The sequence below is a fragment of the Acidovorax sp. SRI_002 genome (assembly GCF_057586455.1).
Map to the genome: position 1 here is coordinate 798,236 of NZ_JBYCZW010000001.1, position 12,414 is coordinate 810,649.

A 12,414-nucleotide genomic window follows, 5' to 3' on the forward strand; every position below is an offset into this window, starting at 1 on the left:
GAATTTGATTGATTTTGGCCTCTAGCGCTTATCTATCAAGCGCAAGCAGCTATCATTTTTGAGAAGCATTTCATGGCAACCATCCTCCAGAACCTCCCCCTCGGCCAGAAGGTCGGCATTGCATTCTCCGGCGGCCTGGACACCAGCGCAGCCCTGCACTGGATGAAGCTCAAGGGCGCCGTACCCTACGCCTACACCGCCAACCTCGGCCAGCCCGACGAGCCCGACTACGAAGCCATTCCGCGCAAGGCCATGGAATACGGCGCAGAGAAGGCTCGCCTGGTGGACTGCCGCACCCAACTGGCGCACGAAGGCATTGCCGCCCTGCAGGCTGGCGCCTTCCATATCAGCACTGGCGGCCTCACCTACTTCAACACCACGCCCCTGGGCCGCGCTGTGACCGGCACCATGCTGGTGGCGGCGATGAAGGAAGACGACGTCAACATCTGGGGTGACGGATCGACCTTCAAGGGCAACGACATCGAGCGCTTTTACCGCTACGGCCTGCTGACCAACCCCTCGCTCAAGATCTACAAGCCCTGGCTGGACCAGCTGTTCATCGACGAACTGGGCGGCCGCGCCGAGATGTCGGCGTTCATGACACAAGCCGGCTTTGGCTACAAGATGAGCGCCGAGAAGGCCTACAGCACCGACAGCAACATGCTGGGCGCGACGCACGAGGCCAAGGACCTGGAGTTCCTGTCCAGCGGCATCCGCATCGTGAACCCCATCATGGGCGTGGCATTCTGGAAGGAAGAAGTCGCCGTCAAGGCCGAGGAAGTGTCGGTCCGCTTTGAAGAAGGCCAGCCCGTCGCCCTGAACGGCGTGGAGTTCAACGACCCGGTGGAGCTGATCCTCGAAGCCAACCGTATCGGCGGCCGCCACGGCCTGGGCATGAGCGACCAGATCGAAAACCGCATCATCGAAGCCAAGAGCCGCGGCATCTACGAAGCCCCGGGCCTGGCGCTGCTGCACATCGCCTACGAGCGCCTGGTGACGGGCATCCACAACGAAGACACCATCGAGCAGTACCGCATGAATGGCCTCAAGCTGGGCCGCCTGCTGTACCAGGGCCGCTGGTTCGACCCCCAGGCCATCATGCTGCGCGAAACCGCCCAGCGCTGGGTGGCCCGCGCCGTGACCGGCACCGTGACGCTGGAACTGCGCCGTGGCAACGACTATTCGCTGCTGAACACCGAATCGCCCAACCTGACTTACGCGCCCGAACGCCTGTCGATGGAAAAGGTGGAAGACGCGCCGTTCAGCCCGCTGGACCGCATTGGCCAGCTGACCATGCGCAACCTGGACATCTCGGACACGCGCGACAAGCTGGGTGTGTATTCGCGCGCTGGCCTGCTGTCGCTGGGTGGCAACGCGGCACTGGCGCAGCTGGAAAACGACCGCAAATAAACCTCGGGCCCAGAATATGGGTCAAAAATGGCTCTAGCGCTTACCCATCAAGCGCTAGCAGCTACATATATATGAGCAAAGCCACCGGAAACGGTGGCTTTTTTCTTTGCGGGGAAGGTTGGCTGCTGGTCTAAACCACCACCGGCTCGGGCTCCAGCCGGATGCCAAAGCGCTCGTACACGCTGGTCTGGATGGCCTTGGCCAGGGTCATCACCTCGCCGCCCGTCACGCTGTCGGCGCCGTGCCCCCGGTTGACCAGCACCAGGGCCTGCTTTTCGTACACCCCCGCCTTGCCGATGGACTTGCCCTTCCAGCCGCAGGCATCAATCAGCCAGCCCGCCGCCAGCTTGATGCTGCCGTCGGGCATGGGGTAATGCACGATCTTGGGCTCGCGCGCGATGATGTCGGCGCACTGGTCGGGCGACACCGTGGGGTTCTTGAAGAAGCTGCCTGCGTTGCCCACCACGGCAGGGTCGGGCAGCTTGGCGCGGCGAATGTCGCAGATCCAGTCAAAAATCTGCTGGGCACTGGGGTGCTCCACGCCCGCCTCGGCGCGGCGGCGCTCCAGATCGAGGTAGCCCAGCACGGGCTTCCAGGGCTTGGGCAGCCGAAACCGCACATGGGTGATGACCGCGCGCCCCGCCAGGCCCATGCCGCGCGGCATCCCGCTGCCGTCGGGTGCTTCAGACGGCGCATGCTTGAAGACGGAGTCGCGGTAGCCAAAGCCGCACTGCGCGGCATCCAGGCTGAACGACTGGCCGGTGGCCAGATCGAGGGCGTCGAGCGATTCAAACCGATCCTGCAGCTCCACGCCATAGGCACCGATGTTCTGCACGGGCGAGGCGCCCACCGTGCCCGGGATGAGCGCCAGATTTTCCAGCCCCGGGAACCCGTGCGCCAGCGTCCAGGCCACAGCATCGTGCCAGACCTCACCTGCACCCGCCTCCACGATCCAGGCCTTGGGGGTTTCCTCCACCAAGCGCAGCCCCTTGATCTCCATCTTGAGCACGATAGATTTCACATCGCCGGTCAGGATGATGTTGCTGCCCCCGCCCAGCACAAACTTGGCTGCGGGGGCCAGCTCCATATCGGCCAGAACGGCCTTCAGATCCGACACGGAGCGCACACGCACCAGGGTTTGGGCACGCGCAGCAATGCCAAAGGTGTTCCAGGGCTGCAAAGGGGCGTTTTTCTCGACTACCATTGGCCCGATTGTCGCACCCGCCCTTTCGGGCCCCTGCGATCTGTAGCTGTTTTCCCTGAGATTGAGAGCCATCCATGCCATCTTTTGACACCGTCTGTGAAGCCAACCTGGTTGAAGTGAAAAACGCCGTCGAGAACACCGCCAAGGAAATCGCCACCCGTTTCGACTTCAAGGGCACATCGGCCAGCATCGAGATCAAAGACAAGGACATCACGCTGATCGGCGACGCCGACTTTCAGCTCACCCAGATCGAGGATGTACTGCGCAACAAACTCACCAAGCGCAACGTGGACGTGCGTTTTCTGGACATGGGCGATGTGCAGAAGATAGGCGGCGACAAGGTCAAGCAGGTCATCAAGGTGCGCAACGGCATCGAGAGCGAGCTGGCCAAGAAGATCCAGAAGCTCATGAAGGAAAGCAAGCTCAAGGTGCAAGCGGCCATCCAGGAGGACAAGGTGCGCGTGACGGGTGCCAAGCGCGACGACCTGCAGGCGGCCATGGCGCTGATCCGCAAGGATGTAACGGACGTTCCCCTGTCGTTCGACAACTTCCGCGACTGAGATGGTGCACCCCCTGAGTCGCTTCGCGCCTTCCCCCTCCAGGGGGACGACGCCCTCGCTGCGGGGCGGCCCTGGCTTGGCGTCCCTCGCCTGGGCCGCGCCAGTTCCGAGGTACGGGGGAGGAGCACAACGCCATCAACGAATGACGATCCACTCCTTTGCCCTGGCCGCGCTGGTTGCTCTGTGCTTGGCTCCGTCCTGGGCTCATGCGCAGGCGGTGGCGCTGGCGGGCATGCTGGGCAGCAAGGCCTTGCTGGTGGTGGATGCCAACCCACCCAAGGCGGTGGGTGCTGGGGATGAGTACCAGGGCGTCAAGGTCATTACCGTCACCAAAGAAGAAGCCACCATCGAAGTCAATGGCACGCGACGCGTGCTGCGGCTGGGCGAGGCCCCGGTGAGCGTTGGCGCCCGTGGCGGAAGCGGCAAGCGCGTCGTATTGATGGCCGACAGCCGTGGGCATTTCATCAACAGCGGCACCATCAACGGGCGTGTGATGCAGTACATGGTGGACACCGGTGCTTCCACTGTGGCCATCGGGCGGCAGGATGCTGAGCGTATGGGGCTCAACTACCAGAACGGCCAGCCCGTGCGCATGAACACGGCCAATGGTGTGGCGCAAGGGTGGCGCATGAAGCTGGACTCAGTGCGCATCGGCGATGTCGAGGTGTTCGGGGTCGAGGCCATCATCACCCCACAGCCCATGCCCTACGTGCTGCTGGGCAACAGCTTTCTGACCGAGTTCCAGATGACACGCATCAACGACCAGATGGTGCTGGAAAAGCGCAACTGAGCCTGACCGCTGCACACACCACCATGTCTGCCCACCACTCCACCGGCACCCCACACCACGCCGAAGGCGAGTACGAGGACTTGCTGGGCCTGTGGTCAGACCTGGAATCAGCGCTGTCGGTGCTGCTGTCGCGACCTCTGCAGGTACAGGATTTTGCCGCCAAGGTGCGCCAGTTCGATAGCTGGATGCAGGACCTGGTGGCGCACGACATCGACGCAGCGCTGTACCTGATGTTCCAGCTGGCGTCCACATCCACCGTGGGCTATAGCGCCTCCCATGCGCTGGTGTGCGGCACCTTGTGCCACATCATGGCGCACGAACTGCAGCTGGCACCACGCGAGCGCGACAGCCTGGTGCGCGCGGCCCTCACCATGAACATCGGCATGACGGCCCTGCAGGATGAGCTGGCCGAACAGCGTGAACGCCCGACACCGGTCCAACAAGAGGCCATCAAGAGCCACCCGGAAGAAAGCATGATGCTGCTGGAGCGCCTGTTCATCAACGATGCGCTCTGGCTGGACGTGGTGGGACAACACCATGCCACCGTGGCCGACCGTGTGCCGCTGGCCAACCAGGACCCGGTGGACCGGCTCACACGTGTCCTGGGCACCATCGACCGCTATGCAGCCATGATCAGCCCACGCAAGTCCCGTGCAGGCCGCAGTGCCACCGACTCGGTACGCGCCATCGTCGGGCAGGAGATCGACCAACGCGATGAGGTGAGCTACACCCTGGTGCGCTCCATCGGCCTTTGCCCGCCAGGGACTTTTGTGAAGCTCGACAACGGCGAGACCGCCATCGTGCTGCGCCGCAGCGAAAAAGCCAATCATCCGCTGGTCGCCAGCCTTCTGGACCGCACCGGCACCCACCACGCGCAGCCCAGCCTGTACCAGACGGCCACCGGAAAACCCCGCATCCAGTCCGCTCTGGCCCGATCGGCCGTGAGCCTGGAGCTCAACCACCGCACCATGGTGCGCCTGGGCCTCTATGCCGCCCAGCACAGCGCCGGGCTCCGGGGGCTGATTTCAGGGCCAGGTTCGCTGTAGAACCTGTCCGTACAAGAAGCTGAGCAGACGGCACGTGCACCGCATTCAGCGCGGCGTGCCTTCCCCCTGCGTTTACTTTGGCGACTTGCCTGCACCCTCGGCGTTCGGCTTGGCCTTTTTGCTGCCCAGTCGCGACTCCTTGCCTTCGATCAGGCGCTGGATGTTCTCCTTGTGGCGCCAGGCCAGCAACATGGCCATCACGATGATGGAGCCCGCAATCGTGCCCTCGGCATACCACACCACCCCATCCACCAGCAGGTAATACACCGGCGCAAAGGCGGCAGCCACCAGCGAGGCCAGGGACGAGTAGCGGAAGAAAAACGCGATGATGAGCCAGGTCGCAGCCGTGGCCAGCCCCAGCCAGACGCTGATGCCCAACAGCACGCCCAGCGCAGTGGCAACACCCTTGCCCCCTTCAAATCGGAAGAACACAGGCCACAGGTGGCCCAGAAACGCCGCCAGCCCCACCATGGCGACCGTGCCGTCGTCCAGCCCATAGGGCTGACCAAACCACATCACCAACGCCACAGGCAGCCAGCCTTTCATGGCGTCCAACAGCAGTGTGACGATGGCTGCCGCCTTGGAGCCCGAGCGCAGCACGTTGGTGGCGCCGGGGTTCTTGCTGCCATAGGTGCGCGGGTCGCTCAGCCCCATCACACGCGTCACGATGACGGCGAACGACAGCGAGCCCAGCAAGTAGGCGGCCACAGCGGCAAGGATGGGATACACGGCGGTCAAAGTAACTCCTCAAAAATCGGGGGACGGCGGACGGTCTGCCGTGGCGGCCTATTCTGCCAGCGCGCAGTGCACCGGTTTAGCACCCAGCAACTGCACGCACACCTGCGGATCGATCTGCACCAGAAAGCCCCGGCGCCCGCCATTAATGGCAATGCGCGGCAGCGCCAGGATGGTTTCTTCGATGTACACCGGCATGGCGCGCCGCGTGCCAAAGGGCGACGTGCCACCCACCAGGTAGCCGCTGTGGCGGTTGGCGACCTCCGGCGCGCACGGCTCGACCGACTTGGCGCCGATCTGGCGCGCGAGGTTTTTGGTGGAGACCTTGCGATTGCCATGCATCAGCACCAGCAAGGGCTTGGCATCCTGGTCCTGCATGACCAGGGTCTTGACCACCGTGAAGGGGTCGAGGCCTAGCACCTCGGCGCTGTGCATGGCGCCGCCGTGCTCCAGGTATTCGTAGGGGTGCTCAGTGAATGCCACCTTGTTCGCCTTGAGCAACTGGGTGGCTTGGGTCTCGGAGACGTGTTCTTTCTTGGCCATGGTGCGATCCGGGTAGGGAACGAATGGTATCCAGTTGCGCGCCCCCACTGCGAACGGCAGGCAGCCCGAATCAAGGCACCTCGATCACCCGCGCTGCTGTCGTCTTGCGCCGCCCCACCTTGCGCTTGCCGTACTGCTCAATGGCAGCCACCAGCGCCTGCGTGAACTGCTGCACCAGCGCCGACGGTGCCCGCCCTTCCACGGCCAGCACCTGCAGACGCCGCTGCTGCAGTTGCACCTCGTCAAACGGCCGGGCCGCCAGCAGGCCCGCCTCCACCCAGCGCGCCGCCGTGAGGTAGCTGGCCAGCACCACGTCCTGCCCGCTCAGCAGCGGCAGCAGTGCCGATGAAAAATTGCTCTCCACCGCCGGCACATACCGCAGGCCCTGCACTGCACAGCTCAGGTCAAACAGCTGCCGCCCGGTCGTGTTGCCCGCACCCAGCAGCAGCGGATAGCGCACCACATCGGCCACGCTCACGCTGCGCTGGCGGGCCAGCGGGTGCTGCGCGGGCATGATGGCGTAGATCGGGGCAATGGCCGAATGCAGCACCTGCAAACCTTTCTCGGGCGCCACGCTGTACTTCAGCGCCAGATCAACGTCTCCGCGCTGCACCAGGGCCGACACTTCCTGCGGCACGTCCACCAGCAACTGCAGCTGCACCTGTGGGTGCGTCTGCCGGAACACCGACATCACCAGCGGCATGAAGCTCGCGGCAAAGCCTTCGGTGCAGGCCACCCGCACACGCAAAGCCTGCTGGGCCGACAGCCCTTGCAGTTGCTCGACCAATTCTGTGGCCTGCGCATCGTGCGCCGTGGCATGGGCCAGCAGCCGGGTGCCCGCTTCGGTCAGCGCCATGCCACGTGCCTGGCGTTCGAACAGCGTCACGCCCAGGCTGTCTTCCAGCTTGCCCAACTGGCGGCTCACCGCCGATGCTGCCACGTACAGGCGCTGCGCCGCCTGATTGACAGAGCCGGTGCGCGCCACCTCCAGAAAGTAACGCAAGGGCAGGCTGAGCAGTGAAATGGGCATCGTGTACCTACTAACCAAAAGGCAACGCTCAGTTGCCAAATCTCTATCCAGAGCAATGGTAAACCGGCTCCCATCTTGCATGGTTTAAGGCTCCAATTCACCCATGGCTGTGGGTATCAGCGCGATCGCCTTTGCGGTAGTGCTACCAACACCCCACGCATCAACCTCTGGAGCCTGCATGAAAAGCCTTGTCCGAGTCTCTTTGCTGTCCGCCGTCCTGGCCACCTTCGCCAGCGCCAGCACCCTGTCCCTTGCCCAGACGACTGCGCCCTCGGAGGCGTGGCCCCAGCGAACTGTGCGCCTGGTCGCGCCCTTCCCACCCGGGGGCGGCACCGACGCCGTAGCCCGCGCGCTGGGCCAAAAGCTGTCCACACGCCTGGGCAAGCCCGTGGTCATCGACAACAAGCCCGGCGCCTCCACCATCATTGGCACCGACAGCGTGGTCAAGGCCGAGCCCGACGGCTATACCCTGCTGGTGTCGGGCTCCACCAGCTACACCGTGAACGCTGCGCTGCGGCCCAAGCTGCCGTACGACCCGCTCAAGGATCTGGCGCCTGTGGCCATCGTTGCCCGCGCACCGCTGGTGATCGTGGTCAGCGCCAGCTCGCCCCACAAGGACTTCGCCGCCCTGCTGGCCGCCGCAAAGGCCGCGCCCAAAACTATCAACTACGCCACTTTCGGCTCCGGTTCGGCCCCCCACCTGGTCGGCGCACTGTTGGAGCAGGCCGCTGGCGTGCGCCTGCAGGACGTGCCCTACCGGGGCAGCGCACAGGCCATGATGGGGTTGATCGGCGGTGAGATCCAGATGGCCATCGACACCGTGGCCAGTGCCGCACCGCATGTGCGCTCAGGCAAGCTGCGCGCACTGGCCATTGCAGGCAACGAGCGCGCCCGCGCCCTGCCCTCGATTCCTACTGTGCGGGAACTGAAGCTGCCAGACGCAGCCTTTGACGGCTGGTACGCCGTGGCAGCCCCGGCGCGCACGCCCGCGCCCATCGTGGACAAACTGGTGAAAGAAGTCGAGGCCGCCATGCGCGACGTCCAGCTGCAGGACCAGATCCGTGCCCAGGGCATGGAGCCCGTTTTTGTGGGCCCCAAGGCCATGCACGCCGCCATGGAAGACGAGATCGGGCGCTACCGCGCGCTGGCCCACCGCGCACAGATCGTGGTGGAGTGACCCCAGCAAGGAGAAAACGATGAACCGAGAGCAACTGATCAACAACGTCCGCCACTACTTCGATGACGGCCGCTTTGCCGATGACCTGCGCCGACGCGTGGCCTGGCGCACCGAAAGCGACACCGGGCAAGTCCCCCCCACGCTGCGCACCTACCTGACCGACGAAATCGTGCCTTGGCTGGAGCCGCTGGGCTTTGACTGCCAGGTGCTCGACAACCCAGATTCCAAGGGTGGCCCGCTGTTGCTGGCCCGCCGGGTAGAAGACCCCGCCTTGCCCACCGTGATGACCTATGGCCACGGCGACGTGGTCAACGGCCAGGACAGCCAATGGCGCGAAGGTCCTTCGCCCTGGGAGCTGACCATTGAAGGTGACCGCTGGTATGGCCGTGGCACCGCCGACAACAAGGGCCAACACACCGTCAGCCTTGCCGCGCTGGCGCACACGCTGGAGGCACGCCAAGGCCGTCTGGGCTACAACGTAACGCTGCTCATGGAGATGGGCGAAGAAGCCGGTTCACCCGGCCTGGCCGCATTCTGCGAACAGCACAGGGATGCGCTGAAAGCCGACCTCTTCGTGGCCAGCGACGGCCCCCGGGTGAACGCGGCGCGCCCCACGCTCTTTCTGGGTTCGCGCGGTGCCATCAACTTTTCGCTCGCGGTGCGCAGCCGCGACAAGGCCTACCACTCGGGCAACTGGGGCGGCGTGCTGGCCAACCCGGCCACCGTGCTCACGCACGCGCTGGCCACGTTGGTGGACGCCCAGGGCCGCATTCTGGTCGACGGCTTGCTACCGCCTGCCGTGCCCGACAAGCTGCGCACCGCACTGAAAGACGTGGTGATCGGCGCAGGTGCCGATGACCCTGCGCTCACGCCCGGATGGGGCGAACCCGGCCTCACGCCCGCCGAACAACTGGTGGGCTGGAACACGCTGGAAGTGCTGGCTCTGGGTGCGGGCAACGCCCAGCGCCCGATCAATGCCATCCCTTCCCAAGCGGTGGCCCATTGCCAGCTGCGCTTTGTAGTGGGCACCGACTGGAAGAACGTGCAGGCCACGCTGCGCGAGCATTTGGACGCACACGGTTTCAGCCAGGTGGAAATCACCATGGGCATGGTGTGCGGCGCCACCCGGCTCGACCTGCACAACCCCTGGGTGGACTGGACGCTGGCGTCGCTACAAGCCAGCGCGGGGCAGCCTGCAACCTTGCTGCCCAACCTGGCGGGCTCTCTGCCCAACGATATCTTTGCGGACCAGCTGGGCCTGCCCACCCTTTGGGTGCCCCACTCGTACCCGGCGTGCGCGCAACATGCGCCCAACGAGCACCTGCTGGCACCTGTGGCCCGCGAAGGGCTGGCCGTCATGGCAGGCCTGTTTTGGGACCTGGGTGAGGCGCAGGGCACACCGTGGAAGGAAGGACGTATCACCACCGCTGCGTAGACACCAGACGTACTGACCGACGTAAAAAAAGGGGCGATTCTGCCCCTTTTTGCTATCTGTGCACAGTGATCACAATGCCGGGTCGCGCAGCTCCCAGCGGATGGCGTCGATCTCCTTCAACACCTCTGGCGACAGCGTGGTTCCCCAGGCATTCAGGTCTTCATCCAACTGCGCCACCGACGTCACGCCGATGATGGTGCTGGCCACCTGCCACTTGGTGTAGCAGAACGCCAGCGCCATTTGCGTAGGCGTCATGCCATTGGCACGAGCCAGGGCGTTGTAGCGGCGCGATGCCGTGAGCGCCTCGGGGCGGCCCCAGCGCTGCTTGCGCACGGATTCATACGTGGCAATGCGTGCGCCCTGGGGTGCCGATGGGCCGGTGATGCCGCTCTCGTCGTACTTGCCCGTCAGCAGGCCAAAACCCAGCGGTGAGTAGGCGAGCAGCGACACGTTCAGCCGGTGGCAGGTTTCGTCCAGGCCGTTTTCCCAGGTGCGGTTGATCAGGCAATACGGGTTTTGCACCGTAGCCACGCGCGGCAGGCCGTGCTGCTCGGCCAGGCGCACGAATTCGTGCACACCATAGGGCGTCTCGTTCGACAGGCCGATGTACCGCACCTTGCCCGCCTTCACCAGCCCCGACAAAGCTTCGAGCTGCTCGCGAATGGGGGTGGTGGAGGTTTCTTTGGAAGGGTCGTAGTACAGGTTGCCAAAGGCGGGCACATGGCGCTCGGGCCAGTGGATCTGGTAGAGGTCGATCACATCGGTCTGCAGGCGGCGCAGGCTGCCCTCGCACGAAGCAACGATATCGGCCGCAGCCATGCCCTTGCCCTCGCGCACCCAGGGCATGCCGCGCGAAGGGCCCGCCACCTTGGTGGCCACCACCAGTTTCTGGCGCGCACCGGGGCTCTTGGCGAACCAGTTGCCGATGATGGTTTCCGTAGCGCCAAAGGTCTCAGCCTTGGCGGGCACCGAATACATCTCGGCCGTGTCGATGAAGTTCACCCCCCTTGCCAGCGAGCGGCTGAGGATGGCGTGGGAATCAGATTCGTTGACCTGTTCACCAAAGGTCATGGTGCCCAGGCAGATGGGGGTGACGTGCAGGTCGCTCTGACCGAGTTGGATGTTGTTCATGCGGACTCCGTTGGCAAGCCGCGCAGTTTACGGGTTGCCAGCAAAGTCTGCAGGCCTGGGCTTGCACACCCGCCTCACAGGGTTTGCTGCACGCGCCATGCGGCAAACCCTGAGGAGTTTTTCTACCGTTCCATCAGCCCGTTCGACGGCAGCGTTTCATCCAGCAGTTTGCGCGCTGTCTCCACCCCTGCCACGGGCAGGCCGTTGGGATCCAGCAACCCCACCTGCACAAGCACACTGGCCTGGTCCCAGTAGATATGCTCGTGGTAGAGCTTGTCGCCGCGAAACTTGACCACCGCCAGCAGCGGTATTTCCACCCGCCGGCCTGTGGGCGCGACGCCGGGCAGCATCCAGGGGATCTCGGTGGTATGGGTGAAACAAAACAGCATTTCATCCACCACCTGCGTGGCGCCCACCGTGCGCGAGATGGGGGTCAGACTGGTATCAGGTGGGTTGCTGTTGACAAAGTGACGGGTGTAGAAGTCGTGCAGATGCCGGTAGCCCACACCGCCCGTCATGGTGGGGATGTGGTTCACATAGGGCTCCGCCACCATGGTGGACATGGTGGCGTCCACATTGCGCGTGGCGAACTCATATTCGCAGTGTTTGTCCCACAGGGCCGAGAGGTCGTAGTGTGGCCCCATTGCGCGTCGCAAGGCAGCCACGCTGCGCTGGTGTGCCATCAGGGCCGACGGCTTGTGGAAGTGGTCGCCACCCACGCGCGCAAACGCATGGTCGGTGCCGGGGTAGATGTACAGCTCCACGTTCTCGCGGCCCGAAAGGGTCTGCACGATGGCCTCGCGCGCGGGCGGCGGGCAAAAACCGTCAAGCTCAGCGATGTGCAGCACCAGGCGGCACTGGATATCAGCGGCTTCAGCCAGCGCAGCTTCTATGCCGACGCCGTAGTAGCCCACCGCCACGTCGGCATCGGTACGGCAGGCCGCCAGGTAGGCCAGCTTGCCGCCCAGGCAGAAGCCCAGCACACCCACCTTGCCGCCCTGCGTGCGGACCTCGGGGCGCGCACGCAGCGCCGAGATGGCTGTCTGCAGGTCCTGCACGCCCTTGGCTTCGTCAAAGCCCTGGTAGAGCGCAAATGCGCGCGGCATATCCTTCGCTGCATCGAGTTCCACCGCCGGCTCCTGGCGCCAGAAAAGATCGGGTACCAGCACCACATACCCTTCCTCTGCGTAGTAGTCGGCGACGTCACGCATGGTGCCGTTCACTCCAAAAATTTCCTGTGCAAGCACCAGCCCTGGTCCGCCGCCACTGGCGGGTGTGGCGAGGTAAGCGCGAAAGCTGCCGCTGCCGTCTGCGGCTTCGAGGGTGATCCATTGTCCTGGCATGTTCGGGATC

Annotated in this window: 12 protein-coding genes; 6 read left to right on the forward strand and 6 right to left on the reverse strand. The window is 64.5% G+C overall.

What is annotated here, in order from left to right; genetic code table 11:
* Window positions 1–72: 72 nt before the first annotated feature.
* The gene (gene argG, locus AC2YJX_RS03580) at window positions 73–1,410 is read left to right on the forward strand and encodes an argininosuccinate synthase (RefSeq protein WP_055402586.1); all 1,338 of its coding nucleotides are present in this window, start codon (window positions 73–75) and stop codon (window positions 1,408–1,410) included.
* Between the two features lie 130 nt (window positions 1,411–1,540).
* Here the strand turns inward: argG and murB are convergent, their stop codons facing one another.
* On the reverse strand, window positions 1,541–2,614 hold the full coding sequence (gene murB, locus AC2YJX_RS03585; RefSeq protein WP_055402588.1) for a UDP-N-acetylmuramate dehydrogenase: 1,074 nt from the start codon (window positions 2,612–2,614) through the stop codon (window positions 1,541–1,543).
* Between the two features lie 74 nt (window positions 2,615–2,688).
* Here murB and AC2YJX_RS03590 point away from each other — a divergent pair, with 74 nt between their 5' ends.
* From AC2YJX_RS03590 to AC2YJX_RS03600, 3 genes are all read left to right on the forward strand, one after another.
* The gene (locus AC2YJX_RS03590) at window positions 2,689–3,174 is read left to right on the forward strand and encodes a YajQ family cyclic di-GMP-binding protein (RefSeq protein ID WP_055402590.1); all 486 of its coding nucleotides are present in this window, start codon (window positions 2,689–2,691) and stop codon (window positions 3,172–3,174) included.
* A 142-nt stretch (window positions 3,175–3,316) separates the two neighbouring features.
* On the forward strand, window positions 3,317–3,964 hold the full coding sequence (locus AC2YJX_RS03595; protein WP_121420436.1) for a retropepsin-like aspartic protease family protein: 648 nt from the start codon (window positions 3,317–3,319) through the stop codon (window positions 3,962–3,964).
* A gap of 23 nt (window positions 3,965–3,987) precedes the next feature.
* The gene (locus AC2YJX_RS03600) at window positions 3,988–5,010 is read left to right on the forward strand and encodes an HD-GYP domain-containing protein (RefSeq protein WP_055402593.1); all 1,023 of its coding nucleotides are present in this window, start codon (window positions 3,988–3,990) and stop codon (window positions 5,008–5,010) included.
* A 72-nt stretch (window positions 5,011–5,082) separates the two neighbouring features.
* Here the strand turns inward: AC2YJX_RS03600 and plsY are convergent, their stop codons facing one another.
* The 3 genes from plsY to AC2YJX_RS03615 form a co-directional block, all read right to left on the reverse strand.
* Complete coding sequence (plsY, locus tag AC2YJX_RS03605) at window positions 5,083–5,748, reverse strand: glycerol-3-phosphate 1-O-acyltransferase PlsY (protein ID WP_121420437.1); 666 nt, start codon at window positions 5,746–5,748, stop codon at window positions 5,083–5,085.
* Between the two features lie 48 nt (window positions 5,749–5,796).
* A complete protein-coding gene (locus AC2YJX_RS03610) occupies window positions 5,797–6,288 on the reverse strand; it encodes an aminoacyl-tRNA deacylase (protein ID WP_055402597.1) in 492 nt (163 codons plus the stop codon).
* 70 nt (window positions 6,289–6,358) lie between these two features.
* The gene (locus AC2YJX_RS03615; protein ID WP_121506081.1) at window positions 6,359–7,318 is read right to left on the reverse strand and encodes a LysR family transcriptional regulator; all 960 of its coding nucleotides are present in this window, start codon (window positions 7,316–7,318) and stop codon (window positions 6,359–6,361) included.
* Window positions 7,319–7,496: 178 nt separating this feature from the next.
* Between AC2YJX_RS03615 and AC2YJX_RS03620 the strand changes: the two genes are divergently transcribed.
* Together AC2YJX_RS03620 and AC2YJX_RS03625 are read left to right on the forward strand one after the other, a co-directional pair.
* Window positions 7,497–8,495 carry a Bug family tripartite tricarboxylate transporter substrate binding protein gene (locus tag AC2YJX_RS03620; protein ID WP_487255287.1) on the forward strand — a complete coding sequence of 333 codons (999 nt, stop codon included), beginning with the start codon at window positions 7,497–7,499 and terminating at the stop codon, window positions 8,493–8,495.
* A gap of 19 nt (window positions 8,496–8,514) precedes the next feature.
* The gene (locus tag AC2YJX_RS03625; RefSeq protein WP_487255288.1) at window positions 8,515–9,930 is read left to right on the forward strand and encodes a M20 family metallopeptidase; all 1,416 of its coding nucleotides are present in this window, start codon (window positions 8,515–8,517) and stop codon (window positions 9,928–9,930) included.
* Window positions 9,931–9,999: 69 nt separating this feature from the next.
* Here AC2YJX_RS03625 and AC2YJX_RS03630 read toward each other — a convergent pair whose 3' ends face one another.
* Window positions 10,000–11,061: an aldo/keto reductase gene (locus tag AC2YJX_RS03630; protein ID WP_487255289.1), complete on the reverse strand. Its 1,062-nt coding sequence runs from the start codon at window positions 11,059–11,061 to the stop codon at window positions 10,000–10,002.
* A 122-nt stretch (window positions 11,062–11,183) separates the two neighbouring features.
* On the reverse strand, window positions 11,184–12,404 hold the full coding sequence (locus AC2YJX_RS03635) for a dienelactone hydrolase family protein (protein ID WP_218300031.1): 1,221 nt from the start codon (window positions 12,402–12,404) through the stop codon (window positions 11,184–11,186).
* Window positions 12,405–12,414 lie beyond the last annotated feature (10 nt).

Coding starts and splice junctions, on each gene's coding strand:
- argG (WP_055402586.1), top strand. CDS start 73: ATGGCAACCATCCTCCAGAACCTCCCCCTCGGCCAGAAGGTCGGCATT.
- murB (WP_055402588.1), bottom strand. CDS start 2,614: ATGGTAGTCGAGAAAAACGCCCCTTTGCAGCCCTGGAACACCTTTGGC.
- AC2YJX_RS03590 (WP_055402590.1), top strand. CDS start 2,689: ATGCCATCTTTTGACACCGTCTGTGAAGCCAACCTGGTTGAAGTGAAA.
- AC2YJX_RS03595 (WP_121420436.1), top strand. CDS start 3,317: ATGACGATCCACTCCTTTGCCCTGGCCGCGCTGGTTGCTCTGTGCTTG.
- AC2YJX_RS03600 (WP_055402593.1), top strand. CDS start 3,988: ATGTCTGCCCACCACTCCACCGGCACCCCACACCACGCCGAAGGCGAG.
- AC2YJX_RS03610 (WP_055402597.1), bottom strand. CDS start 6,288: ATGGCCAAGAAAGAACACGTCTCCGAGACCCAAGCCACCCAGTTGCTC.
- AC2YJX_RS03615 (WP_121506081.1), bottom strand. CDS start 7,318: ATGCCCATTTCACTGCTCAGCCTGCCCTTGCGTTACTTTCTGGAGGTG.
- AC2YJX_RS03620 (WP_487255287.1), top strand. CDS start 7,497: ATGAAAAGCCTTGTCCGAGTCTCTTTGCTGTCCGCCGTCCTGGCCACC.
- AC2YJX_RS03625 (WP_487255288.1), top strand. CDS start 8,515: ATGAACCGAGAGCAACTGATCAACAACGTCCGCCACTACTTCGATGAC.
- AC2YJX_RS03630 (WP_487255289.1), bottom strand. CDS start 11,061: ATGAACAACATCCAACTCGGTCAGAGCGACCTGCACGTCACCCCCATC.
- AC2YJX_RS03635 (WP_218300031.1), bottom strand. CDS start 12,404: ATGCCAGGACAATGGATCACCCTCGAAGCCGCAGACGGCAGCGGCAGC.